General features: G+C 72.4%; 26 protein-coding genes. 9 read left to right on the top strand and 17 right to left on the bottom strand.

The window, feature by feature from the left end; genetic code table 11:
* Nucleotides 1-9: 9 nt before the first annotated feature.
* From HCN51_RS00905 to murQ, 5 genes are all read right to left on the bottom strand, one after another.
* Entirely contained in the window at nt 10-3606 is a 3597-nt protein-coding gene (locus HCN51_RS00905) for a condensation domain-containing protein (protein ID WP_168005679.1), read from the bottom strand.
* Nucleotides 3603-3806: an MbtH family protein gene (locus tag HCN51_RS00910; RefSeq protein ID WP_168005681.1), complete on the bottom strand. Its 204-nt coding sequence runs from the start codon at nt 3804-3806 to the stop codon at nt 3603-3605. Before HCN51_RS00910 ends, HCN51_RS00905 begins: the two co-directional genes overlap by 4 nt.
* A gap of 1 nt (nt 3807) precedes the next feature.
* On the bottom strand, nt 3808-5109 hold the full coding sequence (locus HCN51_RS00915; protein ID WP_168005683.1) for an MFS transporter: 1302 nt from the start codon (nt 5107-5109) through the stop codon (nt 3808-3810).
* Nucleotides 5110-5299: 190 nt separating this feature from the next.
* Nucleotides 5300-6343: a serine hydrolase domain-containing protein gene (locus tag HCN51_RS00920; RefSeq protein ID WP_168005685.1), complete on the bottom strand. Its 1044-nt coding sequence runs from the start codon at nt 6341-6343 to the stop codon at nt 5300-5302.
* A gap of 68 nt (nt 6344-6411) precedes the next feature.
* Complete coding sequence (gene murQ, locus HCN51_RS00925; protein WP_168005696.1) at nt 6412-7311, bottom strand: N-acetylmuramic acid 6-phosphate etherase; 900 nt, start codon at nt 7309-7311, stop codon at nt 6412-6414.
* Nucleotides 7312-7369: 58 nt separating this feature from the next.
* Between murQ and HCN51_RS00930 the strand changes: the two genes are divergently transcribed.
* Nucleotides 7370-8482: an exo-beta-N-acetylmuramidase NamZ family protein gene (locus tag HCN51_RS00930; RefSeq protein ID WP_168005698.1), complete on the top strand. Its 1113-nt coding sequence runs from the start codon at nt 7370-7372 to the stop codon at nt 8480-8482.
* A gap of 5 nt (nt 8483-8487) precedes the next feature.
* Here HCN51_RS00930 and HCN51_RS00935 read toward each other — a convergent pair whose 3' ends face one another.
* The 8 genes from HCN51_RS00935 to HCN51_RS00970 form a co-directional block, all read right to left on the bottom strand.
* On the bottom strand, nt 8488-9339 hold the full coding sequence (locus HCN51_RS00935; protein WP_168005700.1) for a GNAT family N-acetyltransferase: 852 nt from the start codon (nt 9337-9339) through the stop codon (nt 8488-8490).
* Nucleotides 9339-10349 carry an ABC transporter ATP-binding protein gene (locus HCN51_RS00940; protein WP_168005702.1) on the bottom strand — a complete coding sequence of 337 codons (1011 nt, stop codon included), beginning with the start codon at nt 10347-10349 and terminating at the stop codon, nt 9339-9341. Before HCN51_RS00940 ends, HCN51_RS00935 begins: the two co-directional genes overlap by 1 nt.
* The gene (locus HCN51_RS00945) at nt 10346-11338 is read right to left on the bottom strand and encodes an ABC transporter ATP-binding protein (protein WP_230466379.1); all 993 of its coding nucleotides are present in this window, start codon (nt 11336-11338) and stop codon (nt 10346-10348) included. The genes HCN51_RS00940 and HCN51_RS00945 overlap by 4 nt, the downstream gene beginning before the upstream one ends.
* A 4-nt stretch (nt 11339-11342) precedes the next feature.
* Nucleotides 11343-12248, bottom strand: a complete 906-nt coding sequence (locus tag HCN51_RS00950) for an ABC transporter permease (protein WP_346433481.1) — start codon at nt 12246-12248, stop codon at nt 11343-11345.
* The gene (locus tag HCN51_RS00955) at nt 12245-13252 is read right to left on the bottom strand and encodes an ABC transporter permease (RefSeq protein WP_080040816.1); all 1008 of its coding nucleotides are present in this window, start codon (nt 13250-13252) and stop codon (nt 12245-12247) included. Before HCN51_RS00955 ends, HCN51_RS00950 begins: the two co-directional genes overlap by 4 nt.
* A gap of 3 nt (nt 13253-13255) precedes the next feature.
* Nucleotides 13256-15088 (bottom strand): ABC transporter substrate-binding protein, encoded by a 1833-nt coding sequence (locus tag HCN51_RS00960; RefSeq protein WP_168005704.1) that lies wholly within the window; start codon nt 15086-15088, stop codon nt 13256-13258.
* A gap of 145 nt (nt 15089-15233) precedes the next feature.
* Complete coding sequence (locus HCN51_RS00965) at nt 15234-16202, bottom strand: zinc-binding alcohol dehydrogenase family protein (RefSeq protein WP_168005706.1); 969 nt, start codon at nt 16200-16202, stop codon at nt 15234-15236.
* A gap of 1 nt (nt 16203) precedes the next feature.
* Nucleotides 16204-17394, bottom strand: coding sequence for a M20 metallopeptidase family protein (locus tag HCN51_RS00970; RefSeq protein WP_168005707.1), 1191 nt, complete (start codon nt 17392-17394; stop codon nt 16204-16206).
* 53 nt (nt 17395-17447) lie between these two features.
* Here HCN51_RS00970 and HCN51_RS00975 point away from each other — a divergent pair, with 53 nt between their 5' ends.
* From HCN51_RS00975 to HCN51_RS00985, 3 genes are all read left to right on the top strand, one after another.
* A complete protein-coding gene (locus HCN51_RS00975) occupies nt 17448-18236 on the top strand; it encodes an HAD-IIA family hydrolase (RefSeq protein WP_206066382.1) in 789 nt (262 codons plus the stop codon).
* 50 nt (nt 18237-18286) lie between these two features.
* Nucleotides 18287-18910: a hypothetical protein gene (locus HCN51_RS00980; protein WP_168005709.1), complete on the top strand. Its 624-nt coding sequence runs from the start codon at nt 18287-18289 to the stop codon at nt 18908-18910.
* Nucleotides 18911-19060: 150 nt separating this feature from the next.
* Nucleotides 19061-19402: a hypothetical protein gene (locus HCN51_RS00985; protein WP_168005711.1), complete on the top strand. Its 342-nt coding sequence runs from the start codon at nt 19061-19063 to the stop codon at nt 19400-19402.
* Between the two features lie 18 nt (nt 19403-19420).
* Here HCN51_RS00985 and HCN51_RS00990 read toward each other — a convergent pair whose 3' ends face one another.
* Both HCN51_RS00990 and HCN51_RS00995 read right to left on the bottom strand, forming a co-directional pair.
* Nucleotides 19421-19954 (bottom strand): NADPH-dependent FMN reductase, encoded by a 534-nt coding sequence (locus HCN51_RS00990; RefSeq protein ID WP_168005713.1) that lies wholly within the window; start codon nt 19952-19954, stop codon nt 19421-19423.
* 194 nt (nt 19955-20148) lie between these two features.
* Nucleotides 20149-21078, bottom strand: a complete 930-nt coding sequence (locus tag HCN51_RS00995; RefSeq protein ID WP_168005715.1) for an acyl-ACP desaturase — start codon at nt 21076-21078, stop codon at nt 20149-20151.
* Between the two features lie 77 nt (nt 21079-21155).
* Between HCN51_RS00995 and HCN51_RS01000 the strand changes: the two genes are divergently transcribed.
* Nucleotides 21156-21596: an NUDIX hydrolase gene (locus HCN51_RS01000; RefSeq protein ID WP_168005717.1), complete on the top strand. Its 441-nt coding sequence runs from the start codon at nt 21156-21158 to the stop codon at nt 21594-21596.
* 2 nt (nt 21597-21598) lie between these two features.
* Here HCN51_RS01000 and HCN51_RS01005 read toward each other — a convergent pair whose 3' ends face one another.
* On the bottom strand, nt 21599-22228 hold the full coding sequence (locus HCN51_RS01005; protein WP_168005719.1) for a TetR/AcrR family transcriptional regulator: 630 nt from the start codon (nt 22226-22228) through the stop codon (nt 21599-21601).
* 65 nt (nt 22229-22293) lie between these two features.
* Between HCN51_RS01005 and HCN51_RS01010 the strand changes: the two genes are divergently transcribed.
* Nucleotides 22294-23094 carry an SDR family NAD(P)-dependent oxidoreductase gene (locus HCN51_RS01010; protein WP_168005721.1) on the top strand — a complete coding sequence of 267 codons (801 nt, stop codon included), beginning with the start codon at nt 22294-22296 and terminating at the stop codon, nt 23092-23094.
* Between the two features lie 86 nt (nt 23095-23180).
* Here HCN51_RS01010 and arfB read toward each other — a convergent pair whose 3' ends face one another.
* Nucleotides 23181-23588, bottom strand: a complete 408-nt coding sequence (gene arfB, locus HCN51_RS01015; protein ID WP_168005723.1) for an alternative ribosome rescue aminoacyl-tRNA hydrolase ArfB — start codon at nt 23586-23588, stop codon at nt 23181-23183.
* A 170-nt stretch (nt 23589-23758) separates the two neighbouring features.
* On the opposite strand from arfB, the gene HCN51_RS01020 reads away from it, so the two are divergent.
* The 3 genes from HCN51_RS01020 (at nt 23759) to HCN51_RS01030 (ending at nt 26852) form a co-directional block, all read left to right on the top strand.
* Entirely contained in the window at nt 23759-24589 is an 831-nt protein-coding gene (locus HCN51_RS01020) for a hypothetical protein (protein WP_080040805.1), read from the top strand.
* The gene (locus HCN51_RS01025) at nt 24586-25185 is read left to right on the top strand and encodes an HAD family hydrolase (RefSeq protein WP_168005725.1); all 600 of its coding nucleotides are present in this window, start codon (nt 24586-24588) and stop codon (nt 25183-25185) included. Before HCN51_RS01020 ends, HCN51_RS01025 begins: the two co-directional genes overlap by 4 nt.
* Nucleotides 25186-25292: 107 nt before the next feature.
* On the top strand, nt 25293-26852 hold the full coding sequence (locus HCN51_RS01030) for an alkaline phosphatase D family protein (protein ID WP_168005727.1): 1560 nt from the start codon (nt 25293-25295) through the stop codon (nt 26850-26852).
* Nucleotides 26853-26976: the final 124 nt, after the last annotated feature.

The raw sequence follows: 26976 nt of genomic DNA on the forward strand, positions 1-26976 counted from the left end.
ACGTGCTCCTCACCGGGGGCGGGTGCGCGGGGTTCTGGGCAGGCGGGCGATCCCGGCCCCGCCCGGCCCGGTGGTCGGTGCTGCGGCCGGCCCAGTGGGCGGTGTCGTGGCCTGTGCGGCCAGGGCGGCGGCCAGGGTGGCGACGGTGGGGGAGTTGAAGAGGTGGGTGGCGGTGACGGGCAGGCCCTGAGCGGCCAGGCGGGCCGCGACCCGTACGGCGCTCAGCGAGTTCCCGCCCAGCGCGAAGAAGCCGTCGTCCCTGCCCACGCGCGGCACGCCCAGCACCTCGGCCCAGACGGCGGCGATCCGCCGCTCCAGCTCGGCGTTCGAGGCGCCGGCAGGGGCAGCAGTTACAACCGGGGTGCTCCCCACTTGGGGCTCGGTGACGCTGGACGCGGGGGTGGGTTCGGGTAATGGGGGAGTCTCAAGGCGCGTGACCGGGGTGTCGGGGGAGGTCGCCATGACGTCCAGGACCTGGAGCAGGGCGTCGGCCAGCCACTCCATCACCGCCCGGTCGAAGGCGTCCGTGCGGTACTCCAGCGTCACCGCGATCCCGGCCGGCGCCCCGCCGGGCAGGTAGTCGTCGGTCACGTCCACCAGCAGCTCGAACCGGGCGGCCCCCGTCCTGACGACCTCCACCCGCGACTCCACCCCGGGCAGCGACAGCTCGGCCCGCAGGTTGTTCTGCAGGGCCAGCACCACGTCCACGAGCGGGTGCCGGCCCGGGTGGCGGGCCGGGTTCAGCTCGTGCACGACCCGCTCGAACGGCACCTCCTGGTGGGCGAACGCCTCCAGGTCCGCTTCCCGGACGCGTGACACCAGCTCGCCGGCGGTCGGGTCGCCCGACAGGTCGGTACGGAGCACGAGCAGGTTCACGAAGAACCCCACGAGGTCGTCCACCGAGCCGCCCGACCGACCCGCGACGGGCGCCCCGACGGCCACGTCGTCGCCCGCGCCCGCCCGGCGCAGCACGACGGCGAGCGCGGCGTGCAGCACCATGAACAGCGTGGCCCCGCGCCGCCGCCCCAGCTCCACGAGCCGCGCGTGCAGCCCGGCCCCGACCTGCCGCACCACGGTGTCCGCCGCCGCCCAGGCGGGCCGGCCGGGCGCGTCCCCCGCTGCGGCGGGTCGGCCGGCGGCGTCCCCTGCCCGGTCGGGCCGATCGGCGGCGTCCCCTGCCCGGTCGGGCCGATCGGCCGCGTCCACCGCCTGCGTGGGCGGTGCCGGGCGGCGTGGCAGGGGCGGCCGGTCGGGCAGGCCCTTCAGCGTTTTGCGCCAGTACGTCAGCTCGGCCTCGCCGACGGCGTCCACCCGTTCCCGGTGCCGTACGGCGTACTCGGCGTAGCGGACGGGCAGGGGCGGCCAGGCGGCGGGCAGGCCGTCCAGGCGCGCCCGGTAGGCCAGGGACAGGTCCCGCATGAGGGGCGGCAGCGACCATCCGTCGACGGCGATGTGGTGCATGACCAGCAGCAGCGCGCGCTCGTCCGGCCCCGTCGTGAACAGCACCGCGTGGATGGGCAGCTCCGCCCCCAGGTCGAACCGGTGCCGGGCCGCCTGGGCGATCCGCTCGTCCAGCTCGGCGGCCGGCACCTCGGCGACGGTGAACCCGGGCGTCGCGGCGGGCAGCACCCGCTGTGCGGGCTCCCCGTCGTGCACGGTGAAGACCGTCCGCAGCGGCTCGTGCCGGGCCACCACGTCCTCCAGGGCGCCGCGCAGCGCGGGCACGTCCACGGGGCCGTGCAGGCGGACGAGCATGGGCATGTTGTAGGCGACGCCCGCGTCCACCTGGTCGAGGAACCACAACCTGCGCTGCGCCGCCGACAGCGGGACGGCCGCGGCGGGGGCGGGCGGAGGCGGCTGGGCGGCCCGCGCGATCGGTGCCGGCTGGGCGGATGGCGGGGAGGGGGCGGCGGTTTCGGGGGCGGATGAGGGGGCGATGTGGGTGGCGATGGCGGCGACCGTGGGCGTCTCGAAGAGCGTCCGGACGCCCACCTCCGCTCCCAGCTCCCCATGGATGCGGCTGAGCAGCCGGGCCACCATCAGCGAGTCCCCGCCGAGCGCGAAGAAGTCGTCGTGCACCCCCACCCGGGGCACCCGCAGCACCTCGGCGAACAGCCGGCACAGGGCCCGCTCCAGCTCCGAGCGCGGCTCGCCCCGCCCGGAAGAGGGCTCGTCCTGCCCGGAAGAGAAGGACGCGGGCGCGGGGAGGGCGGCGCGGTCGAGCTTGCCGGTGCCGGTCAGGGGCAGCGACTCCAGCTCCACGAACGCCGACGGCACCATGAACTCGGGCAGCACCGCGGCGGCGTGCGCCCGCAGCTCCTCCACCCCGCCGGGACCGCCGGGCCGGGGCACCACGTACGCGACGAGCCGCCGGTCGCCCGGCACGTCCTCCCTGGCGAGCACGCACGCCCGCGCCACCCGGGGGTGGCGGGCGAGCACGGCCTCGACCTCGGCCGGCTCGATCCTGAAGCCGCGGACCTTCACCTGCTCGTCGGCCCGCCCCACGAACTCCAGCGCCCCGCCGGGCCCCCGCCGCACGAGGTCGCCGGTGCGGTACATGCGCTCGCCCGGCGCCCCGTAGGGGTCGGCGACGAAGCGTTCGGCGGTGAGCGCGGGCCGGCCGAGGTAGCCGAGCGCGAGGCCGTCCCCGGCCGCGTACAGCTCGCCGACCTCGCCGTCGGGGACGGGCCGCAGCCGGGCGTCCAGGACGTGCACGCGCTTGCCGCGCAGCGGGGTGCCGATGGGGACGGGTCCGGAGACGGCCGTCACCGGGTGGGTGGTCAGGAAGATCATGCCTTCGACGGGCCCGTACCCGTTGCGCAGGCGCAGCCCGGGGTGGCGGTCGAGGGCGCGGCGGACGTGCCCGGGCGACAGGGCCTCGCCGCCGACGATGAGGTGGCGGAGCCCGGCCAGCGCGCCGGGGCACTCGTCCACGATCACGTTGAACAGGCTCGCCGACAGGTACATGGCGGTGACCCCGTGCTCGGGGATCAGCCGCGCCAGCACGAGCGGGTCGGGGCGCGGCCCGGGGTAGAGCACGCACGTCCCGCCGGACAGCAGCGGCCCCCACAGCTCCAAGGCGAACGCGTCCCATGAGGTGGGCGAGCACTGCAGCCACACCGCGTCGAACGGCGCGTACTCCTGGCCGGTGACGGTGGCGGTGATCGCCCGGTGCGGCGCGGCGACGCCCTTGGGGCGGCCGGTGGAGCCGGAGGTGAACATCACGCACGCGACCCCGTCGTGCCGGGCCGCCCCGGGCAGGCGTTCCAGGCCGGTGGGGGACAGGACGGCGGTGGCGCCGGCGTCGGCGACCATGCCGCGCAGCCGTTCCTCCGGGAAGGCCGGGTCGAGCACCAGGTAGCCGGCGCCGGCCTTGAGCACGGCCAGCAGCGCGACCACCAGCTCGACGCCGCGCTCCATGCGCACCCCGACCAGCCGGCCGGCCACGTCGCCGAGCCCGGCCGCCCGCTCGCGGGCGCGCGCGTCCAGCTCGGCGTAGGTGAGCCGCTCGGCGCCGCAGATCAGCGCCGTCCTGCCGGGAGTGCGGGCTGCCTGCGCGGCGAAGACCTCATGGACGAGCCCAGGTACGTTGACGTCCACGGTCACGCCCGGGTGAGGCTCGCCGGGCGCAGGTCCGTCCAGTGTGTCTCGATGTGGGCCAGGCACGCGGCGCGCGGGCTCGCCTCCAGCGCCACCCGCCAGCCGGCGGGCACGTCGAGGTGCGCGGGCCAGAGGGAGTGCTGGTTCTCGTCGTTCACGAGCACCAGGTAGGTGCCGTTCTCGTCCTCGAAGGGGTTGGTCGTCATGTCAGCCTCCCGCGGGTTGCTTCTCGAGGTCGGGGGTCAGCACGTCGATGTCGCGTACGGCGCGGCGGGCCAGCCCCCACAGGGCGGCGGCGGCGCCGAGCAGGCCGGCGACGAGCAGCATGGCGGCCATGCCGCTGCCGGGCCCGGTGCCGACCAGGGGTCGCAGCAGGCCCGCCAGGCCGGTGCCGGCCGCGGCCTGGGGCTCGAAGACGTGGTCGGCGAGCGGCCCGGAGCAGGCCATCGCGACCGGGGAGGAGATCTGCGAGACGAACATGACGGCCCCGAACACCCGGCCCTGCCGCTCCTCCGGCACCTTGGTCTGGATGATCGACTGCATGGAGCCGTTCACGATCGGCATGATGAGCGCGCCGACGAGGATGGCCGCGGTCCAGGCGACGACGCCGTGCACCAGGGCCATGACGATCTGGGCGCTGACGCACATGCCGACGACGCCGAGCATCATGCCGCGCACCCGGTTCTTGGGCCCGCCCCAGGCCGCGAGCAGCAGGCCGCCGGTGATGCCGCCGACGCCGATGCCGGCGTTCACGCTGGCCAGGACGGACACCTCGCTGCCGGTCCTGGCCAGGATCATGGGCTGCACCACGGCGAACCCGAACACCATCACCAGGTTGACCGTGAAGAACACGAGGATGAGGCCGCGCAGGCTGGGCTGGGCGAACAGGTACCGCAGCCCCTCCAGGGAGTCGGCGCCGAGCCGCTTGCGGGCGCCCGCCTCGCCGGGCTCGTCGCCGCGCAGGCGCACCAGCCGTACGGTCAGCAGCGCGACGGCGAAGCTGACCAGGTCGATCCAGAGCACCGCGCCGAGCCCGCCGGTGACCACCAGCAGCCCGGCCAGCGCGGGCCCGCCGACGTCGGCCACGCTCTTGGCGGTGGCCAGCAGCCCGTTGGCCCGCTGGAGCTGGTCCTTGCCCACGAGCATCGGCACCGCCGACGACAGGGCGGGGAATTGGAAGGCGGCGGCGGCGCCGAGCAGCGCGACCGTCAGGTAGACCTGCCACAGGTGCAGGTCGCCGAGAAAGTACACGGCCGTCATGGCGGCCACGGCCACGAGCCCGCCCGCGTCGGCGAGCTGCAGCGCGGTGCGCTTGCGGCAGCGGTCCACGATCGCGCCCGCCGTGGGGCTGAGCAGCATCTGGGGGAGCAGCGCGCACAGGGAGAGCGCGACCACCTGGGTGGCCTGGTGGTCGACCGTCCACGCCTGAATGACCAGGGAAAAGCGGAGAACGGAATTTCCGATCAGGGTGACGACCTGGCCGCACCAGACGAGGCCGAATTTCCCCATCCCGGTGAATCGTCGAAATAAACGTGCATGCAGGGACGACAGCGTTCCGCCCATAAGGCCCCCGGGTCTTTCCGGTGGTGCAAGGCGTCCCCCCGTGTACGGGCGCCTCCTGGGTACCTTCACACACGTTTTCGAGTGCGGGCAATAAGCCCGTCGTATTCCCGTAATTACCGGCGGTCAAAAATCCAGGTCAAGCCAGCCGCCGTGCTTCCGCCGCGACCGCGGCGCGCAATTCCCGGATGCCGGGGCGGCCCCGCACGGGGTGCACGGCGTTCGTCAGCAGCACCACGCTCAGGCGGCGGGCCGGGTCGATGACCAAGGAGGTGCCGGTGAAGCCCGAGTGGCCGTACGCGCCGTCCAGGGGGCCGGTGATGCCGGGGTCGCCGATGCGCACGCCCAGCCCGTGCCGGAAGGGGGCGTCGCGGACGCCCTGGTCGCGGGTCATCTCGGCGACGCTTGCCGGGCTCAGCACGGGGCCGCCGCCTTGCCGCAGCATCTCGCCGAAGGTCAGCAGGTCCGCGGCGGGCGCGAACACGCCGGCGTGCCCGGCCACGCCGCCCAGCGCGTACGCGGTCTCGTCGTGCACCACGCCGCGCACGCAGCCCGGCCCCGGGCGCCCCGCCTTGCACTCGGTGGCGGCGATCCCGTCGGGGCGGGCGGGCCGGTAGCCGGTGCCGGTCAGCCCGAGCACGCCGGTGATCCGGGCGCGGACCAGGGCGTCCAGCGGCGCGCCGCCGGCCAGCTCGGCCAGCCGGCCCGCCATCACCATGCCGACGTCGCTGTAGAGGTACGGCCCGCCGACCGGGTGGAGGATCGGCGTGCGCACCATGGCGGCCATCCGCGCCCCCGCGTCCGCGGCGGGCAGCTCCCGGTCGATGCGGCGGGTCGGGGGCAGGCCGGCCGTGTGGGTGAGCAGGCGGCGCGGCGTGATCCGCGGGTCGGCCTCGGGGAGCAGGGCGGTCGCCGGGTCGTCGAGGCCCAGGCGGCCCTCCTCGGCCAGCGAGAGGAGCACGACCGTGGTGAAGAGCTTGCTGATCGAGGCCAGGTCGAAGACCGAGGTGAGGCTCGCGGGCGGCCGCTCCGTCGCCAGACTCCCGCCGGCGTCGGCGTACCGGACGAGCTCCCCGGTGGCGGCCGAGGCCGCCACGGAGCCGTCCACGGCGATCATCGCGACCGCGGCCGCGCACACCCGCGGCACCGCGTCCGCGAGGATCGCCTCCAGCCGGTCGCTCATCGGCCCCTCACCGCGCCCGCCGCGCCCGCCGCTTCCCGCCGATCGCTCATCCCCGTCCCTCGGAGTGCTCAGCCGCTGAGCGCGTCGCTGAGGCGTTCGCCGTGCGACTCCAGGAGCGCGCGGGCGCCGTCGGCGTCGAGGCCGTGCTGGATCATCAGCACCGCGACCTTCGCCTGCCCCCCGGCCGCGTCCAGCGCCGCGCCCGCCGTCTCCCGGTCCGCGCCGGTGATGTCGGCGACCATGCGCATGGCCCGCCCGGCGAGCTTGCTGTTCATGGCCGACATCTCGATCATCTTGTTCCCGTACGTGCGGCCCAGCTTGACCATCGAGATCGTGGAGATCATGTTCAGGACGAGCTTCTGCGCGGTGCCGGCCTTCAGCCGGGTGGAGCCGGTCACCACCTCGGGCCCGACGACGACCTCGATGCCGTGGTCGGCGGCGGCCGAGAGCGGCGCGTCGTCATTGCAGGACAGGCCGACGGTGAGCGCGCCGCGGCTCCTGGCCTCCGCCAGCGCGCCCAGCACGAAAGGGGCCCGCCCGCTGGCGGACACGCCCACCACCGAGTCGAGCGGTCCCACCTCCAGGTCCCCGATCGCGGCGGCGCCGGCTCCGGCGTCGTCCTCGGCGCCCTCGACGGAGCGGGTCAGCGCGTCGGGGCCGCCCGCGATGATGCCCTGCACGAGCGACGGGTCGGTGCCGAACGTGGGCGGGCACTCGCTGGCGTCGAGCACGGCGAGCCGCCCGGACGTGCCGGCGCCCACGTAGACGAGCCGGCCGCCTTGGCCCATCCTCTCGGCGATCGCGTCGATGGCGGCCGAGATCGCCGGGATGGCCACCGCGACGGCGGCGGGCACGGCGGCGTCGGCCTGGTTCATCAGGCGGGCGATCCGCTCGGTCGGCAGCCGGTCGATCTGGCTGTAGCGGGGGTCGCTCTGCTCGGTGGACAGCTCGGGCAGCGGATCAATCATGTCGCTAATTTCCACCCTCTACTTCTCTCTTGTAAATATCTTTCAGACAATGGGTTGCATGCCGCACGTACGAACCGGAGCAGAACGCCTGGCCGCCGACCCCTCCCTCGCGGGAGGCGGCCGGCTCGGGCTGATCACCAACCCCACCGGAGTCCTGCCCGATCTCACCCCCACGGCCGACGCCTTGCAGGCCGCCGGAGTGAAGCTGACCGCGTTGTTCGGCCCCGAGCACGGCCTGCGCGGCACCGCGCAGGCGGACGGGGCCGAGGGTGACACCGTGGACGAGCGGACCGGGCTGCCGGTGTTCGACACGTACCGGCTGCCGGGGCGGGAGCTGGACCGGGTGGTGGCCGCCGCCGGCGTGGACACGCTGGTCTTCGACATCGCCGACGTCGGCGCCCGCTTCTACACCTACGTCTGGACGATGTACGACCTGATGGAGTCGGCCGCCCGGCTCGGCCTGCGCTTCGTCGTCCTGGACCGGCCGAACCCCCTCGGCGGGACCGTCGAGGAGGGCCCGCCGCTCGACCCGGCGTACGCGAGCTTCGTGGGCCGCTTCCCGCTGCCCCTGCGGCACGGCAGGACGGCAGGGGAACTGGCCCGGCTGTTCGGGCTCGACGTGGACCTGACGGTCGTCACCATGGAGGGCTGGCGGCGCGAGATGACGTTCGCGGAGACGGGGCTGCCCTGGGTGATGCCGTCGGTCAACATGCCGACCCCCGACACCGCGCTCGTCTACCCGGGCACCGGCCTCATCGAGGGCACGAACTTCTCCGAGGGGCGCGGCACCACCCGGCCGTTCGAGCTGGTCGGGGCGCCGTACGCGGACGCGCGGTTCGCCCCCGCCCTGTCCGCGCTGGGCCTGCCGGGGGTGCGGTTCAGGGAGGTGTGGTTCACGCCGACGTTCCACAAGCACGCCGGCACCCCCGTGCGCGGGGTGCAGCTCCACGTGCACGACCGGGACGCGTTCAGGCCGGTGCTCACGGGCCTGGCCCTCCTGCACGTGGCCCGCACCCTCTACCCGGACGACCTGCGCTGGCAGGGCCCGGACCTGTTCCTGGACCGCCTGTGGGGGTCCGGCACCCTGTCGCGGTGCCTGGAGGAGGGGGCCGACCCGCGCGAGCTGTGCCCGCCGCCGGGCCGCCCCGAAGGATCGCTGCTCTACCGCTGAGACCATCACGCCAGGTCGCGCCGGTAGAGCCAGAAGACGCGCTCCGCTCGCGCGCCCACCGCGCGCGAGTAGAACCGCAACGGCCCCACCCACCCGATCTGGGCGCTGTCCTGCCCCGCCGCCCGCTGCTCCGCCAGGCACCGGCGCAGCAGCACCCGGCCCAGGCCGAGACCGCGCGCGGCGGGGGCGGTGCCCATCGGGCCGAACCAGGCCGGCCGCGCGCCCCAGGCGGCGAAGCCCAGGATCTCGCCGTCGCGCTCGGCGTAGTGCAGCCCGGACGCGGTGACCGCCTCCCAGGCCCACCGCTCGTTCCAGTGCTCCTCGACGAACGCGGCCACCCGCGCGCGGTCCTCCCCGGCCGCGCGCACGGTGACGCCCGCCTGCTCCAGGCGTGCCACCTCGTCCTCGGTGGACAGGTCCACACCCAGGTCGGCGGTCATGTTCCAGGCCACGTGGTAGCGCTCGTAGCCGAGGCTCTCGGCCAGGCACGCGGCGGCGGTGTAGCGCACGTCGATGCCGGGCCAGGCGTAGCACGGCGGGTTCCCGGCGAAGCGGGCCTGGCGCGCGCCCTGCTCCCGCAGCCAGTCCTCGGCCGCGCGCACCAGCGCCGTCCCGCGCCCCGCGCCTCTGGCCTCCGGACGTACGGCGAGCAGGTCGAGGTGCCCGACGGCCGGATCCTTGTCCGACATCGAGGCCAGCACCACGCCGCCGTCCACGGCCAGTGCCGTCCACCGCCTGCCCTCCGGAGGATGCGACAGGTGCCGGACCAGGGCGGCCGCCTCCCCGGTGTCCAGGGTGAGCGCGGCCTCGGCGATCGCGGCCGCCTCGGCGAGCCGCGCCGGCTCGACAGAGAACATCACACCTCGCTCATCGGGCGGGCGATCACGCTGCGCCGCTCGGGGTAGAAGCACGCGTGCTCCTGCGGCACACCCTCGGTGACCTGCAGCAGCGGCCGCTCGGCCGTGCACCGCTCCTGCCGGAACGGGCAGCGCGGGGCGAACAGGCAGCCGTCCTGCGACCGGCTGTCGTCCAGCGACTCCAGCGGCACCACCGGCTGCTCGCCGGGCAGCTCCAGGCCGTGGAGCACCGGGATCGCCGACAGCAGCGACTGCGTGTACGGGTGCACCGGGTCGGCGATGATCGTGTCCACGGGGCCGCGCTCGACGACCTGGCCGCGGTAGATCACGTACAGCTCGCCGTCGTCGCCGATGTAGCGGGCCGTGGCCACGTCATGCGTGATGAACAGCACGCTCACGCCCAGCCGCTCGCGCAGGTCCTTCAGCAGCGCCAGGATGCCCAGCCGGAGCGAGACGTCGATCATCGAGACCGCCTCGTCGGCGACCAGCATCTCCGGGTCCACGGTCAGCGCGCGGGCGATGACGACCCGCTGGCGCATGCCGCCGGAGAGCTGGTGCGGGTAGCGCGACAGCACCGTGCCCGGATCGAGGCCGACCAGCGTCAGCACCTCGGCCGCCCGCTCCTCGATCCACGACTTCGGCCGGCCGGTCTGCCTGGCGCGCAGGCTCAGCGGGGCGTGCAGCGTCTGGTGGATGGTCCTGGTCGGGTTCAGGGCCGAGTACGGATCCTGGTGGATCATCTGGATCTTGCGGAAGTGCGGCTGGCGCTGCTTGGGCTTGAGCGCCGACATGGACACGCCGTCGATCGCGATCTCACCCTCGTCGTACGACTCCAGCCCCGCGATGATCCGCCCCAGCGTCGTCTTCCCGCAGCCGGACTCCCCGATGAACGAGGCCGCGCCGCCCTTGGGGATCGCGAAGTCCACGCCCCGCAGCGCCCGCACCTCGCGGGCACCGAGCAGCTTGCCGCGCTGCTTGAAGGTCTTGACGACCCCGGTTCCGGTGATCATGCGTGCTCCTTCACGGTCACGGTCACGGCGTGGCAGGCCACGGTGCGCGGGCCGTCGGCCACCGCCTGCGGGTCCACGGTGTCGCACACGTCCATGCGCAGCGCGCAGCGCTCCCTGAACACGCAGCCCTCCTTGGGCACCGTGGCGAGGGTCGGCGGCCGGCCGGGCAGCGCCTGGGCCTCGTCGATGTCGCCGACGAGCCGGGGGATGGCCCGGATGAGGCCCTTCGTGTAGGGATGCCGGGGCGCGCCGAGCACCTCCCGGGTGGGGCCCTGCTCGACCAGGCGGCCGCCGTACATGACGGCCAGCCGGTCGGCGACCTCGGCCACCACGCCGATGTCGTGCGTGATGACGAGCGTCGTCAGGCCGCGCTCGGCGTGCACCTCGCGGACGATCTTCAGGATGTTCGCCTGGGTGATCATGTCGAGCGCGGTCGTGGGCTCGTCCAGCACGACCAGGTGCGCGTTGAGCACGAGGGCCAGCATGATGCCGACGCGCTGGCGCATGCCGCCGGACAGCTCGTGCTGGTGCGAGTCCAGCACGCGGGCGCCGTCGAGGCCCATCCTGCCCAGCAGGTCCTTGGCCTCGCGGACCAGGCCGCGCAGGTCCTCCACGCCGTGTGAGCGGCCCAGGTCGAGCAGCTGCTTGCCGACCGTCTTGAGCGGGTTGAGCGAGTTTTGCGCGGCTTGGAAGACGTAGCCGATGTGCCGGCCGCGCGCCTTGCGGAGCTGCTCGCCCGCCAGGCCCACCACGTCGCCCAGCCCGTCGATCTCGACGCGGCCCGCCGCGATCCTGCCGGGCGGCTGCACGGCGTTGAGCAGCGACAACGCCAGCGTGGACTTGCCGGACCCGGACTCGCCGACGATGCCGGTGATCGAGCCGGGCTCCAGCGTCAGGTCGATGCCGCGGACGGCGGGCAGCTCACCCGCGGGGGTCTTGTAGACGACCGTCAGGCCGTCGATGCGCACTCCCGGCGCTTGCTGAACCACGTGCCTACTCCTCGCGCAGCCGGGGGTTGAAGATCTCGTCCATGGCGTCCACCACGAGCACGATGGCCAGCGTCAGCAGCAGGATCGCCAGCAGCGGCCCCAGCAGGTAGCCGAGCGCGGTCGGCGTGACCATGGCGCCGGCCTGGAAGACCGCCAGGTTGAGCATGACGCCCCAGTTGTCCGACTCGTACGGCAGCACGCCCAGGAAGAACAACCCCACCTGCGAGTAGACGGCCCCGGTGACCGAGATGAGCATGTTCATCGCGATGTACGGCGCCATGCTCGGCAGCAGCTCCCTGCCGATGATGTGCGACGTGGACAGCCCCAGCCCGCGCGCCGCCTCGATGAAGCCGCGCTCGCGCAGCGACAGCGTCTGCGAGCGCACCGCCCGCGCCACACCGCCCCACCCGAGCAGCCCCAGCACCAGGCCCATCTGCAGCGGGCTGCCGAACTGCCACACCGTCGCCAGCACCAGCAGCAGCGGCAGGCCGGGGATGGTGAGCTTCATGTCCGTCAGCCGCATGAGGACGGTGTCCCAGCGGCCCCGCTTGAACCCGGAGAACAGGCCGATCGCGGTGCCCGCGACGACCGTGATGAGCGCGGTGACCGCGGCGGTCAGCAGCACGTACCGGGAGCCCTTGATGACCAGCGCGAGCACGTCGCGGCCCTGCGGGTCGGTGCCGAACCAGTGCTCCCAGCTCGGCGGCTGCGTGATCGAGGAGGTGTCGCCCGGCAGGTGCTCCGGCAGGAGCATCGGCCCGATCACGGCCATCAGGATGAAACCGGCGAGGATGACCACCCCGGCCATCCGGCTCGGCTTGCGCTTCATGACCCGCCACACGCCGCGCCAGAAGTTGCGCCGCATGGTCGAGGCGGCCGACGCCGTTTCGGGGACGAGTGTGGCGCTCACGACGCCTCCTCTCCGCTGCGGACCCGTGGGTCGATCACGGTGTAGAACAGGTCGGCCACGATGTTGGCGAGGATGGTCGCGACCGTGATCAGCAGGAACGCCCCGCTCATCAGCGCGTAGTCGCGGTCCTGGACGCTGCCGATCAGCAACCAGCCGAGCCCCGGATAGTTGAAGATCTTCTCGATGAAGACGGCGCCGCCGAGCAGCAGGCCCAGCGACAGGGCCAGCAGCGTGAACAGCGGCAGGATCGCGTTGCGCGTGATGTAGCGGAAGACGATCGAGCGCTTCATGCCGCGCAGCTCCGAGGCCAGGATGAAGTCGTCGCCGAGCACGGTGACCACGCTCGACTTCATCGCCAGGATCCAGCCGCCGTACGCCGACAGCGCGTACGTCACGACCGGCAGCACGGCGTGCTCGGCCATCGAGCCGATGTAGCCGGCGTTGAAGCCCGGCTCGTACAGGATGTCCACCGTTCCCTCGGCGGGCAGGATCGGGATCAGCGTCGCGAAGATCACCACGAGCAGCATCGCCAGCACGTACTGCGGGATGCCGTGCAGCAGCGAGCCGGAGATCGCCAGCGCGTCGCCCAGCTTGCCGGTGCGCTTGATGGCCGCGAACACGCCGAGGATGATCCCGACGAGGAAGCTCAGCAGCGTGCCCAGCAGCACCGGTAGAACGGTCCACTTGGCCGCCTCGGTCAGGACGTCCAGCACCGGCGTGCCCGGCCTGCTGACGGAGACGCCGAGGTCGAGCCGGAACAGGCCGCCGAGGTACTCGGTGTACTGCTGCCAGAGCGTGCCGTCGGGCTGGAAGCCGTACAGCACCTTCACGGCCTGGCTGGCCGCCTGCGGGGCCATGCCGCCTTCGATGAGCTTCTCGTACCGGGCGGCCATGGGGTCGCCCGGGATGTTGTTGACGATGAAGAAGGTGATCGTCGCCACTACGAGGATCATGACGACACCGCGGGCCAGGTGGCCCGCGAGTCGCCGTGCGATGAGCGTCATAGGCTACTGCTTCGCCTTGATCAGACCTTGCTGGATCCACACGCCCGCCATCAGGACGTTGCCGCCGCCGCGCAGCAGCTCGTCGTCCTTCGGCCAGCCCGTGAAGCGGTTGTTGTTGACGAACTGGGTGTTGACGTAGTCCCAGAGCTGGATGACCGGCAGGTCCTGGTTGGCGGCCTTGGCGAGCTGGGCCATGATCGGCTTGGCCTCCGCGTCGCCGACCGAGTTCAGCTTGGCGGTCAGCTCACCGGGGTTGATCTTCGCGCCGTCGACCTCGATCTCCTCGGGGCCGCCCATCCAGTTGCCGTTCTTGCCGGGCGCCGCGTGGGTCACCTTGTTGCCGATGTTCGTCCAGCCGTTGGAGGCGCCGTAGAGGCGCTGGTAGATGTCGTACGGCGCCGGGCCGAGCGCCATCAGCCAGAAGCCGACGTCGTACTTGCCGGCGTTCAGCTCCGACAGGTAGAGCGGGTAGTCGGCGGTCGTGACGACCTCCGCGTCCACGCCCGCCTTGGTGAGCTGGGTCTTGATGTTCTCCTGCGCCGACAGCCAGTCGGAGAAGCCGGCCGGCGCGTGCATGGACACCTTCCAGGCCGAGCCGTCGGCCAGCGTCCACTTGCCGTCCTTCTTGGTCAGGCCGGCCTGCTCGAACTCCTTCTCGGCCTTGGCCACGTCCGGCTTGTACGGCTCCAGCTGCGGCAGCGTCTCCGGGATCCACGCCTGCGCGGCCTTCTGGTGGATGCCGCTGGTCGTGACGGCCGGCGTGCCGCCCTCGGGAGAGGCGACCTTCGTGACCTCGTCGCGGTTGATGAGGTAGGCCAGGCCGCGGCGCACGTGCACGTTGTCGTACGGCTTCTTGGACTGGTTGAAGGCCATGCTCACGGCGACCGGCGAGTAGCCCTTGATGATCTCGTTGCCGGGGGCCTGCTTGATCCGGTTCATCACGTCGGTCGGGGTGGCGGTGAAGCCCGCCTGGTCGAGCTTGCCCTGCGTGAGGTAGTTCCAGATCTGCTCGTTGCCGGTGTAGTTGAGGAACTTCACCTGCGCGGGCGCGACGTTCGCGGCGTTGTAGAAGTTCGGGTTCTTGACCAGCAGCGCCTCGGACGGGTTGACCCGCTCCAGCACGAACGGGCCGGCGGAGACGTCCTTCGGCGGCGCGAAGGCGATGACCTTCTCACCGAGGGCGGTGATCTCCTCGCGCGCCTTCTCGGCGTCCGCGCCGTCTCCCCTGGCGGCCTTCAGCTTGTCCCAGAAGTCGGCCGGCAGCACGCTGCTCCACACGTGCGCGGGCAGGACGTTGGTGTCGAGCACGCCGCGGGCGAACTTCGGGCTCGGGTTGGCCATGTCCTGGGTGATCTTCAGGGTCTGCGGGTCGACGACCGTGACGTCGGCCGCCGCGCCCGCCGCGCCCGGCGTGATCGAGAAGGCGGTGCTGCCCTGCGTGTAGGCGATGCCGATGGACATCTTGACGTCCTCGGCGGTGACCGGCTTGCCGTCGGACCACTTGGCGTTCGGCTGCAGCTTCAGCGTGATGGAGGAGTTGTCGGGCGCGATCTCCCAGCTCGCCGCGATGCCGGGCAGGGCCTGGTTCGGGTCGGTCAGGTGGTTCTTGACCCAGCCGATCCGCATCGCGTTGAAGCCCACGAAGGAGTTGCCCTTGGGGTTGTACGGGTTGGCCGGCGCCGTCGCCTCAAGACCCGTGCGGGTCACGTCGATCGTGGTGAAGAGCCCGCCGCCACCACCGCCCGAGCCGCCGGACTTGTTGGTGGTGCCACCACTGCACGCCGCAGTCGCGGTGGCAAGGCCCAGCAACGCCACTACCGCTGCCAGTCGCTTCATTTGCCGCTCCGGGGGATGTCTCTAGGGATTGACCGGACATTACGATCGGGCCCGATCGGCGTCAATAATCTCCAGAGGTTGTGAGGCTAATGTAACTTTCCTTCATCAGTGTATGGACTGGTGCTTATCTCCATCAAGTGCCTGTTCAGGCCATGACCAGGACCGCGGCCCCGTTCACCCGATCGGCCGCCAGGTCGCCCAGCGCCCGGTCCGCCTCCTCGAACGCGTACGGCACCGCCATCACGTGCGGCGGATGCGCCAGCGCCAGCTCCAGGTAGGCCCGCCCGTCGGCCCTGGTGTTGGCGGTCACGCTGCGCAGCGTGCGCTCCTGGAACAGGTGCCGCTCGTAGTTCAGCACCGGCACGTCCGTCAGGTGGATCCCCGCCACGGCCAGCGTCCCGCCCCGGTCGAGGGCCTCCAGCGCCGGCGGCACCAGCTCGCCCACCGGCGCGAACAGGATCGCCGCGTCCAGCGGCTCCGGCGGGGGACCGCCGGTGGCCGAGGCGGCGCCCAGCTCCAGCGCCAGCTCCCGCGACGCGGCCGACCTGCTCACCGCGTGCACCACCGCGCCCTGCGCGATCGCCGCCTGCGCCGTCAGGTGCGCCGACGCCCCGAACCCGTAGATGCCGAGACGGCCGCCCGGCGGCAGGTCGCACCGGGCCAGCGCCCGGTAGCCGATGATCCCGGCGCACAGCAGCGGCGCCAGCTCCACCGCCGGCCGGTTGCCGGGCAGCGGATAGACGTAGTCGGCGGGCGCGACGACGTACTCGGCGTAGCCGCCGTCCGCGTCCCACCCCGTGTAGGTCGAGCGCGGGCACAGGTTCTCCATACCCCGCCGGCAGTAGCGGCACGTGCCGCAGGTGGAGCGCAGCCACGCCACGCCCACCCGCTCGCCCGTGCCCTCCACCCGGCCCACCACCTGGTGGCCGGGCGAGGTGCGCGGGCGGCGCGGCGCCAGATCGCCCTCCGCCAGATGCAGGTCCGTCCGGCACACGCCGCACGCCTCCACCCGCACCAGCACCTCGCCGGGCCCCGGCACCGGCACCTCCCGCTCGACCAGCTCCAGAGGCCCCGACGCCATCGGGCCCGGCCGCCCGACCACCCAGGCGCGCACGTCAGGCCGACAGCCGCGCGTACGCGAGCTGCGCGTAGAGCGCCGCCCCGTCGGGCAGCACCGCGTCGTCGAACACCGCCTCGGGGGAGTGGTTGTACGGCGCCGTCGCCGGATCCCGGTCCGGCGGGCACGCCCCCAGGAACACGAACGCGCCCGGCACGTTCTCCAGCACGTACGAGAAGTCCTCCGACCCCATCACCGGCTGCGGCGAGACGAAGTAACGCCCCGGCCCGAACAGCTCGTCGGCCGTCCGCCCCACGAACCCCGCCTCGCCCCCGTCGTTCACCGTCACCGGGTAGCCGTCGTTGAACGACGCCTCCACCTCCAGCCCGTGCGCCGCCGCGATCCCCCGCACGACCTCCACCAGCCGCCGCTTGACCAGCACCCGGTTGTCCCTGCTGAACGTGCGCACCGTCGCCTCGAACCGGGCGTCGTCCGGGATCACGTTGTCGGCCGACCCGCCGTGGAAGCTGCCCACCGTCACCACGACCGGGTCGAACACGTCGAACGTCCTGGTCACCATCGTCTGCAGCGCCGTCACCATCTCGCAGCCCGCCTGGATCGGGTCGAGCGAGCGGTGCGGGCTCGACCCGTGCCCGCCGCGCCCCTTCACCGTCACGCAGAACGTGTCGGCCGCCGCCATGATCGGCCCCGGCCGCGACGCGAACAGCCCCGGCGGCAGCATCGCCGACACCACGTGCATGCCGTACGCCGCCACCGGCCGCGCGCCCGCCGCGTCCAGCACGCCCTCCTCGATCATGTACCGGGCGCCGTGGTGCCCCTCCTCGCCCGGCTGGAACATGAAGATCACATCGCCGGCCAGATCCTCGCGCCGCCCGCTCAGCAGGTGCGCCGCCCCCGCCAGCATCGCCGTGTGCAGGTCGTGGCCGCAGGCGTGCATCTGGCCCGGCAACTGGGAGACGTAGGGCAGGTCGTTCTTCTCGGTCACGGGCAGCGCGTCCATGTCGCCGCGCAGCAGCACCGCGGGGCCCGGCCGCCCGCCCCGCAGCACCGCGGTGACCGAGCTCAGCTTCGTGCCCGTCCTGATCTCCAGCGGCAGCCCCTCCAGCGCCGCCAGCACCTTCTCCTGGGTGCGCGGCAGGTGGAGCCCGAGCTCCGGGGTCGTGTGCAGCGAGTGCCTGAGCCGGACCAGCTCGTCCCGCAGGTCCTGGGCGGATTCAGAGAACGACATGAGGAACATTGTTCATGTGCCGGGCGGGAAGTCGATAAGGCGCGCTCGGTACGATGGGCCACGTGACTCAGCGTAAGCGGATCGACTCCTGGTTGTCCGACATGGACGGCGTCCTCGTCCACGAGGGACGACCGGTCCCAGGTGCGGACGAATTCATCAAGCGGCTCAGCGAATCCGGCAAGAAGTTCCGGGTGCTGACCAACAACTCGATCTACACCCAGCGCGATCTGTCGGTACGCCTGGCGGGCGCGGGCCTCGACGTGCCCGCCGAGTCCATCTGGACCTCCGCCCTGGCCACCGCCCAGTTCCTCGACGACCAGCGCTCCGGCGGCTCGGCGTACGTGATCGGCGAGGCCGGGCTCACCACGGCGCTGCACGAGGTCGGCTACGTGCTGACCGACCTCGACCCCGACTACGTGGTGCTCGGCGAGACCCGCACCTACAGCTTCACCCAGATCACCCGCGCCATCCGGCTCATCGAGGGCGGCGCCCGCTTCATCGCCACCAACCCCGACCCCATCGGCCCCTCCACCGAGGGCTCCCTGCCCGCGTGCGGCGCCGTCGCGGCCATGATCACCAAGGCGACCGGCGTGGAGCCGTACTTCGTCGGCAAGCCCAACCCGCGCATGATGCGCAGCGCGCTCAACGAGATCGAGGCCCACAGCGAGACCACGGCCATGATCGGCGACCGGATGGACACCGACATCGTCTCGGGCATGGAGGCCGGGCTGTTCACGATCCTCGTGCTCACGGGGGTCACCCAGCGCCACGAGATCGACCGGTTCCCCTACCGCCCCTCGCTCGTCGTGGACTCGGTGGCGGACCTGATCGACCTCATCTGACCGCCCTTACCTGACGCTCGCTGACAGGTACGCATGACAGGCTCGGCCCCATGACCCGCGTCTACCTGGAGACAGGCCCGAAGAAGGTGTTCGCCTGCGCCCTCGACTGGCCCGGCTGGTGCCGCGCCGACAAGGGCGAGGAGGCGGCGCTCGACCGGCTCATGGACTACGCGCCCCGCTACCGCGTCATTGCGGAGCGGGCCGGCCTGGCGTTCGACCCCGGCGACCCCCGGGTGGTGGGGCAGGTGCGGGGCACCTCGATGACGGACTTCGGCGTCCCCTACGAGGTGCCGGACCTCGACCTGGAGCCGCTGCCCGCCGCCGAGGCCGAGCGGTCGGTGGCGCTGGTGCGGGCCGCCTGGGAGCTGTTCGACGAGGTCGCCGCCGTCTCGCCCGAGGAATTGAGCAAGGGCCCGCGCGGCGGCGGCCGCGACCGGACGAAGATCGTCGACCACGTGGAGAACGCCGAGCGCGCCTTCGCCAGGAAGGTGGGCGTGCGGCACAAGCCGTACAAGTCGGTCGCGGACCGGGACGCGATGCGGGCGGAGCTGGCGGAAGTCCTGTCGCGCCCCTGGGAGCCGCCGGCGGCGACCGACTGGCCGCCCCGCTACGCGCTGCGCCGCATCGCCTGGCACGTCATCGACCACCTGTGGGAGATCGAGGACCGCCGGTGACGGGGTGGAGATTCCTCCACCCGCTTGTAACCTCTGCCGCGCGCCGGGTGGAAAGAACCACACCCGGCCCTCCTTCCGCGCGCCTGGCGCCTTGACGGCCTGCGACGATGGGCTGACGCGAGACCGTACGGCGGGAAAAGGCAGGAGTGCGTGGACATACGGGCGGAGATCCTCGATCTGAAACTGCGCGTCGAGGATCTCGAGACCGCCGCTGAGCGGGTCAGGGAGTCGCAGGAGCAGGAGACGCTCCTGCGCGAGGTCATCGACCGGACCAAGAGGGCGCAGGCCGAGATGAGCGCGCTCAGGGCCGACCTCGCCGAGGTCAGGAAGCTGCTCGGCGGCGGCGGGCCGGGCGCGGAGGGCGACGTGCGCACGGAGATCGCCGTCGAGTTCGAGGTCATCCGGTCGAAGGTCGAGCACGAGTTCAACTTCCTGCGCTCCGAGGTCATGGACCTGGCGATCAAGGTCGACCGGCTGACCCCCGACGAGTGACCCGCAGGAACAGGCGCTTCAGAGGGAGAGTGCGGGCTCCATCATCTCGGCCGGGCAGAGCTGCCTGATCACGTTGCGCACCTGCGTGCGCAGGCCGGGAGCGGCCAGCCGGCCCGCCTCGTCGAAGTGCGGCCACGTCGGTGAGATCACCAGCTCGGCCCCCATGACGACCGCGCCGGCGCCCAGGAGCTGCTTGTACAGCTCCGCCTGCGCCCACATGGCCCCGCAGGCCCGCGCGCTCGCGCTCATCACCGCCACGTGCTTGCCCGACAGGCCCTCGCGCGCCGCCATCCAGTCCAGCGCGTGCGTCAGCTCCACCGGCAGCAGGCTGTGCTCGGGTGCGGTCAGCAGGACGGCGTCACCGCCCGCGACCAGCGTGACGAGGTCCCTCGCCGCGGCCGGCACGGGCCCCGGTCGGTAGGCCGGGATCTCGCCCAGTCCGCGCCACACCTCGAAGCCGACGCCAGGCGGCAGCTCGCCGCCCGCCGCGTCCAGCAATCTGGTGATGAATGACCCCGCGTGGAGGCTGGCGGCGATCCCGATGATTTTCACCCTCTGCTCCCCAGGGGTTCCGGTGTTACCGGGAACCTGCCCGATGTGCCGGATGTCCAAGACCATCTGCGGGTCAAGAGGGGCACAGACATTCCCGTCCGTACGGGATGCCGGGCACGCCGAAGGGGGCACCGGCGCTTGGGGGGCTTGCTGCGGCGCCGGGTGCCGGGGACGTGCGGAGGGGTGGTGCGGCCCTACTGGCGGGCGGCGGCGCGGGCGCGGCGCTCCTCGCGGCGCTCCACGAACCGGGCGGCCGTGGCGTCCGCCTTCGCCAGGAACGCCGACAGCTCCTCGCGCGCCTTCTCACCCTCGGCGTCGAGCCCGGTCTTGTCGAACACCGACCACTGGCGCAGCACCGGCATGAGCACGTCGTCGAGGTGCAGGCGCAGGTCGTAGATGCCCTCGTTCGCGATGATCATGGCCTTGCGGGCGAAGCCGTCCATGCCCTGGCCGGGCATCTGGAACGTGGTCACCACGTCGGTCACGGCGCGCATGGTCTGGTTCGGGTCGAGCTCGAAGGCCGCCTTGAGCAGGTTGCGGTAGAAGAGCATGTGCAGGTTCTCGTCGGCGGCGATCCTGGCCAGCAGCCGCTCGCAGCCCTCCTCGCCGGACGCCCGGCCGGTGTTGCGGTGCGCGATGCGGGTGGCGAGCTCCTGGAAGGAGACGTACGCGAGCTGCTGCAGCATCGTGTCGTACTCCGTCATGAAGCCGCTCTCCATGTGCGCCATGCGGGCCCGCTCCAGCGCCACCGGGTCCACGGCGCGGGTGACGGTGAGGTAGTCGCGCAGGGCGGTGCCGTGGCGGTCCTCCTCGGCGGTCCAGCGGTGCACCCACGTGCCCCAGGCGCCGTCGCGGCCGAACGTCGTGGCGATCTCGTGGTGGTAGCTGGGCAGGTTGTCCTCGGTGAGGAGGTTGACGATGAGCGATACGCGGGCCGCCTCCGGGATCTTGGAGTGGCCCTCCTCCCAGGCTTCGCCCCCGTAGATGCCGTCGAAGTTGCGGCCTTCGCTCCACGGGATGTACTCGTGCGGGAACCACTCCTTCGCCACCTTCTCGTGGCGGTTGAGCTCGACCTCCACGACCGGCTCGAGGGCGTGGAGGAGCTCCGTCTGAGTCATCGCCATAAAAGATCTTCTCCTTCAGGTTACGGTACCGTAGGTTAGGCTACCGGAAGGACATAACGGTCAAATAAGGTGTATGTATGCGACCTAGTGTCCGTGGTGTCCTGCTCGACCACGACGAGCGCCTGGTTCTCTTCCGGCGAACGGTCCCGGGCCGCGCCCGCTACTGGTCCGTGCCCGGCGGCCACGTCGAGCCGGAGGACGGCTCTCTGGAGGACACGCTCCGCCGCGAGCTGCTGGAAGAGCTCGGCGCGACCGTCTCCGGCGTGACCTTCCTCGTCAGCGTCTCCTACCCGTGGCAGGGCGAGGTCAAGACCCAGCACGTCTTCGGCTGCCGGCTGGTGTCCATGGATCCGGAGCTGCGGCACGGCCCCGAGTTCGAGGATCCGTCCCGGGGTCTATACGAGGTGGAGCGCGTCCCGCTGCGGCGCTCGGAGATCTTCTCCCGCAACCTCATCCCGCAGGCGGTGGCCGGCTACCTCTCGGCCAGCATCACCGCCCTGCCCCGCCTCATCGGCTGACTTCACTCACCCTTCGGGCGGGGCCGCGGCGAGCGGCCTCGGGCCGCCTGTGGCGAGCCGCCTTCGGCGAGCAGGTCGAAGAGTGATTCGAGCCGTTCGGTGAGCTTCTCCGGCTCCGCCTCCGCCAGCGCCGTCGTGCCGAGGACGCGGCGCATCAGCCAGACCCCGGCCTGCACGGAGAGCATCAGCTCCGCCCGCACCCCGGCGTCCGGGCCGGACAGCTCCTCGTTGAGATGCCGCCCGGCGTGCAGCGCGATGGCCTCGCGCATGATCCGCGCCGCCTGCGGACTGGCCGCCGACCTCAGCACGAGCAGGAACGGCCCCAGCTCCTCCGCCCCCGGCGCCGTGCGCCGGACCAGCGCCCGCGCCGTCTCGCCGGGAAGCTCCGCGCCCATGCCCGCGATCACCGTGCGCGGCGCGAACGCCACGTCGACGGCCTCGGCGAACAGCCGTTCCTTCGATCCGAAGTAGCGGTTGATGAGCATCGCGGTCACGCCCGCGCTCTGGGCGATCTCGCGCACCCCGACGCCGTCGTAGCCGTGCCGGGTGAAGGCGGCGACGGCCGCGTCCAGGATGGCCTGCCGGGTGGCGGCGGCGTCACGGCGGCGCCTGCCGGGTGCGGGGTCGGTCATGTCTACGAGTGTATACTTTTCAGGAAGTCTACGACTGTAGACATGGCTGACGAGGTGAGGACACCATGGATCTGCGACTGACAGGCAAGCGCGCGCTGGTCACGGGCTCCAGCTCCGGGCTGGGCGCGGCCATCGCCAAGGCGCTGGCGGGCGAAGGGGCCGACGTCGTCGTCCACGGCCGCGACCGCACCCGGACCGAGGCCGTCGCGGGGGCCGTCCGGGCGGCCGGGGGCAGCGCCGCCGTCGCGATCGGCGACCTGGCCACCGACGAGGGCGCCGATGCCGTGGCCGCCGCCGCGCTGGCCGGCGGGCCGATCGACATCCTGGTCAACAACGCCGGCGCCTACCCGCACGCCTCGTGGAAGGAGGCCACCGCCGCCGACTGGAGCCGGACCTACGAGATCAACGTCGTCTCCGCCGTCCGCATGATCCTGCGCGTGGTGCCCCGCATGCACGAGCGCGGCTGGGGCCGCGTCATCCAGATCGGCGGCGGGCTCGCCCTCCAGCCGGGCGCCGACCTGCCGCACTACACCGCCACCCTGGCCGCCCGCCACAACCTCACGGTCTCCCTGGCGCGCGAGCTGAAGGGCACCGGCATCACCGCCAACACCGTCGCGCCCGGCGCCATCCTGGTCGACTCCGTCCAGGAGCTCCTGACCGGGCTCGCGCCGGCCCGGGGCTGGGGCGAGACGTGGGCGGAGATCGAGCGCAACGCCATCGAGGAGCTGGCGCCCAACGACATGGGACGCATGGGCAGGCCCGAGGAGATCGCCGCCGCCGTCCTCTACCTCAGCGGCCCGCTCGCCGACTACGTCACCGGCACCACGCTGCGGGTGGACGGCGGCGCCATCCGCGGCGTCCACTGACCGCGCGGACAGTGCCCACTGACGGTGCTCACTGACAGCGCCTACGGACCGCGCGGGCAGACCTACCGGCCGTGCGTCGCAGGGGTCTACGGGTCGCGGCGCAGGCGCTTGACGTCGGAGCGATGCTTCTTGGCGGCGATCCGCCGCTCCACGGCGCCCCGGCTGGGCTTGGTCGGGCGGCGGCGCTTGGGCGGCGGCGCCACGGCCTCGCGCAGGCGCTGCGCCAGGCGGTGGGCGGCGGCCTCCCGGTTGCGGAGCTGGGAGCGGTATTCGGAGGCCGCGATCGTGATCGTGGCGGACCCCAGCCGCTCCAGGGCGCGCGCCTTGAGCGCGGGCGGCAGCGCCGTGCTGGCGGCCACGTCGAAGGTGAGCTCCACCCGGCTGTCGGTGGTGTTGACGCCCTGGCCGCCCGGACCTGAGGAACGGGAGAAGCGCCAGACGAGCTCGATGTCGGGGATGACGATCGAGTCGTTGACGACCAGCGGGCCGGGCATGCGCGGAGCTCCCGTTCTCGAAGAAGAAGCGGCTGTAGTGACATGTCACCGTATCCGGCGGGCCCATGCCGCCCGCAACGGTATTTCCCCGGACCGGGGCCGCCCGTTCTGCAAACCGGCTGCAAGCGGCGTGTGCCAGTATTCCGGCAAAAAGATCACGGGGAGGCGCGGTGGCCGTCATCGTCGGCGTGCACGGGATCGGCAAGTACAACTACTACCTCGAAGCAGGCAGGTCCGCGACGGGGGCGGCCGAGGCCATGCGGCGGAAATGGGACCGCTACCTGCACATCGGGCTCGGCGGCGAGCCCCGGGCGTACTTCGCCGAGATCGCCTACTTCTCCCACCTGCTGCACGACGGCGACGACGGGTACGGCGCCTACGGCGGGGACGCGCCGAGGAAGGCGATGGAGCTGCAGGCCCAGCAGGTGCTCGTCGACTGGGCGCGGCACCTCGGCGTGGGGGAGCACGTCACCGGGGCGCTCAAGTCGTTCACCGGCTGGCTGCTGGAGCGGCTGGACAGCCGGTCGGCCGCGTTCGCCAAGCTGTTCGCGCCCGAGGTGGCCGCGTACCTCACCGACCAGGCCAGGCGCGAGAAGTCGCGGCGGGCCGTGGCCGAGTGCATCAGGAAGAACCGGCCGAAAGTGGTGATCGCGCACTCGCTCGGCAGCGTCGTCGCCTACGAGGCCCTGTGGGCGGAGCCCGACCTGGAGGTGGACCTGCTGCTGACGCTCGGCAGCCCGCTCGGCATGCGCAACGTCATCTTCGAACGCCTCCTGCCCGCCCCCGTCAACGGCCGCGGCGAGCGCCCCAGGAACGTCAAGCGCTGGGTGAACATCGCCGACAAGGACGACATCGCCGCCATCCCGCCCGCCCTGGCCGCCAGCTTCACCGGCGTGGACGTCGAGCAGCTCGTCAACCTCGACTGGATCGACTTCCACACCGCCGAGAAATACCTGGGCTGCCCCGCGCTCGACCCGCATCTGCGACCATTCCTGGCATGACGTGGATAGTCTTCGACTACGGCGGTGTCCTTTCCCTGCCCCAGCCCGACTCCGACGCCGAGGCCATGGCGCGGGCCGTGGGGGCCGAGCCTGAGGAGTTCAAGCGCGGCTACTGGGAGCACCGCCTGGAGTTCGACCGGGCGAGCCTCACCCCGCACACCTACTGGGCGGCGGTGCTGGGCCGGCCCGCCACGCAGAGCGAGGTCGCCCGGCTCGTCGCCATGGACGTCGCCAGCTGGGCCTACCCCAACCAGGGCACGATCGCCCTGCTCGGCGAGCTGATCGAGGCGGGCACGGACGTGGCGCTGCTGTCCAACGCGCCCGTGTGCGTCGGAGACGGCCTCGACGAGCTGCCCTGGATCGCCGCCATCGGCCACCGGTTCTACAGCGGCAGGATGGGTCTGGTGAAGCCCGACCGGGAGATCTACGACGCGCTCGCCCAGGGCCTCGGCGCCGACCCGGCCGAGATCGTCTTCATCGACGACCGTCCCGAGAACGTCGAGGGGGCCGAGCGGGCGGGCATGACCGGCCTGCGCTTCACCGACGCCGCCGCACTCCGTACGGCACTGGAGAGCGTGCCGCGCGCCCGCCTCTGACGGGCGATGATCGCGCGCTGACGTCGCACGCTGACCGACCGGTGCTGTTCACCCGCGCTTGACTCCGCCGTCACGGCGGAGTCAGCGCGGGTGGACATACCTGGATCGTGGACCGCAGAGCCTTCCTGACAGCGGCGACAGCCGGCCTTCTCCTCCCGCAGCCCGCCGCCCCGGCGTGGGCCGCATCCTCCTCCCGAACGCTCAGATCCGACCCGTTCACGCTGGGCGTGGCCTCCGGCGACCCCTCCGCCGACGGCTTCGTCCTGTGGACCCGGCTGGCCGTGGACCCGCTCGGCGGCGACGGCCGCGGCGGCATGCCCTCCCGCGACGTGGAGGTCGACTGGCAGGTCGCCACGGACGAGCGGTTCGCCAAGGTGATCAAGAGCGGAACGGCCACCGCCAGGGCGCGCGACGCCCACAGCGTGCACGTCGAGCTGAAGGGCCTGGAGCCGGGACGCGACTACTTCTACCGGTTCAGGAGCCAGGGCCGCCTCTCGCCCGCCGGCCGCACCAGGACGACGCCGACGGGGGAGACGACGCCGCTCAGGTTCGCGGTGGCCGCCTGCGCGCACTACGAGCACGGCTACTACACCGCCTACCGCCGCCTCGCCGAGCAGGAGCCCGAGCTGGTGGTCTTCCTCGGCGACTACATGTACGAGTACGGCCCCAGCGGCTACACCGCGCTGGCCGGCCGCGTCCGCACCCACACCCCCGGCAAGTGCCAGACCCTGGCCGACTACCGCCTGCGGCACGCCCAGTACAAGAGCGACCCCGATCTCCAGGCCGCGCACGCCGTGGCGCCCTGGCTGATGTCGTTCGACGACCACGAGGTGGAGAACAACTGGGCCGGCCCCGTCTCCAGCACCGGCGCCCCCGGCTTCGAGCAGCGGCGGGCACAGGCGTTCCGGGCGTACTACGAGAACATGCCGCTGCGCCGCGCCAGCCTTCAGGGCGCCGTCCTCAAGGTGAACCGGCGCGTCTCCTGGGGCACGCTGGCGCGCTTTCACCTGCTCGACACCCGGCAGTTCCGCGACGACCAGGCGTGCCTCGACGGCGTGCGCGCCGGCTGCGACGAGCGGCTGGCGGACCGGCGCACGCTGCTCGGCGGCGACCAGTGGCGCTGGCTGGAGAGCGGCCTGAACGACTCCACCACCCGCTGGAACCTCCTCGGCCAGCAGATCATGGTCGCGCAGCGCGACTACAAGATCGGGCCGGGCCGCGAGGTGAACCTGGACTCCTGGGACGGCTACGCCGCCGAGCGCACCCGGCTGCTGCGCTCCCTCGCCCGCACCCCCAACCCCGTCGTGCTGACCGGCGACGCGCACATGCACCACCTGGCCGAGCTCAAGACCGACTTCGACGACCCCGACTCGCCGGTCGTCGCCAGGGAACTGGTGGCCTCCTCCATCGCCAGCGACGGCGACGGGTACCGGGACCGTACGTGGATCTCCGAAGCGCTCCAGGAGAACCCGCACATCTCCTACATCGACCAGCGGCGCGGATACCTGATGGCGCGGCTGACCAGGGACGAGCTGTCCGTGGACTTCCGGACGCTGGACTACATCTCCCGCCGGGGCGCCCGCGCCCGCACCGCCCACCGCCTCACGATCCCGGCCGTCACCGGGGCCGCGGCCGCAGGGCGGGCGGCGGCGCCTCCCGCGGGGTGAGATTGCCGGGCCGTTGCCTGAACGTCCGCTGGGAGCGCGCTGAGGATTCGCTCAACCGTTTCCGCCCGCATTCGGCCCGCATTCGGCCCGCATTCCGCCCGCATTCCGCCCGCACGATGAGACC

Origin of the sequence: Nonomuraea composti (genome assembly GCF_012034275.1) — a bacterium.
Classification (GTDB): Bacteria; Actinomycetota; Actinomycetes; order Streptosporangiales; family Streptosporangiaceae; genus Nonomuraea; species Nonomuraea composti.

Excerpts from the sequence above, each read along its gene's own strand:
- HCN51_RS00910 (WP_168005681.1), bottom strand. The coding sequence starts at position 3,806 with ATGACGACCAACCCCTTCGAGGACGAGAACGGCACCTACCTGGTGCTC.
- HCN51_RS01000 (WP_168005717.1), top strand. The coding sequence starts at position 21,156 with ATGCGACCTAGTGTCCGTGGTGTCCTGCTCGACCACGACGAGCGCCTG.
- HCN51_RS00955 (WP_080040816.1), bottom strand. The coding sequence starts at position 13,252 with ATGACGCTCATCGCACGGCGACTCGCGGGCCACCTGGCCCGCGGTGTC.
- HCN51_RS00960 (WP_168005704.1), bottom strand. The coding sequence starts at position 15,088 with ATGAAGCGACTGGCAGCGGTAGTGGCGTTGCTGGGCCTTGCCACCGCG.
- HCN51_RS00940 (WP_168005702.1), bottom strand. The coding sequence starts at position 10,349 with ATGATCACCGGAACCGGGGTCGTCAAGACCTTCAAGCAGCGCGGCAAG.
- HCN51_RS00995 (WP_168005715.1), bottom strand. The coding sequence starts at position 21,078 with ATGGCGATGACTCAGACGGAGCTCCTCCACGCCCTCGAGCCGGTCGTG.
- HCN51_RS00970 (WP_168005707.1), bottom strand. The coding sequence starts at position 17,394 with ATGTCGTTCTCTGAATCCGCCCAGGACCTGCGGGACGAGCTGGTCCGG.
- HCN51_RS01025 (WP_168005725.1), top strand. The coding sequence starts at position 24,586 with ATGACGTGGATAGTCTTCGACTACGGCGGTGTCCTTTCCCTGCCCCAG.
- HCN51_RS00975 (WP_206066382.1), top strand. The coding sequence starts at position 17,448 with ATGGGCCACGTGACTCAGCGTAAGCGGATCGACTCCTGGTTGTCCGAC.
- HCN51_RS00935 (WP_168005700.1), bottom strand. The coding sequence starts at position 9,339 with ATGTTCTCTGTCGAGCCGGCGCGGCTCGCCGAGGCGGCCGCGATCGCC.
- HCN51_RS00915 (WP_168005683.1), bottom strand. The coding sequence starts at position 5,109 with ATGGGGAAATTCGGCCTCGTCTGGTGCGGCCAGGTCGTCACCCTGATC.
- arfB (WP_168005723.1), bottom strand. The coding sequence starts at position 23,588 with ATGCCCGGCCCGCTGGTCGTCAACGACTCGATCGTCATCCCCGACATC.
- HCN51_RS00980 (WP_168005709.1), top strand. The coding sequence starts at position 18,287 with ATGACCCGCGTCTACCTGGAGACAGGCCCGAAGAAGGTGTTCGCCTGC.
- HCN51_RS01005 (WP_168005719.1), bottom strand. The coding sequence starts at position 22,228 with ATGACCGACCCCGCACCCGGCAGGCGCCGCCGTGACGCCGCCGCCACC.
- HCN51_RS01010 (WP_168005721.1), top strand. The coding sequence starts at position 22,294 with ATGGATCTGCGACTGACAGGCAAGCGCGCGCTGGTCACGGGCTCCAGC.
- HCN51_RS00920 (WP_168005685.1), bottom strand. The coding sequence starts at position 6,343 with ATGAGCGACCGGCTGGAGGCGATCCTCGCGGACGCGGTGCCGCGGGTG.
- HCN51_RS00930 (WP_168005698.1), top strand. The coding sequence starts at position 7,370 with ATGCCGCACGTACGAACCGGAGCAGAACGCCTGGCCGCCGACCCCTCC.
- murQ (WP_168005696.1), bottom strand. The coding sequence starts at position 7,311 with ATGATTGATCCGCTGCCCGAGCTGTCCACCGAGCAGAGCGACCCCCGC.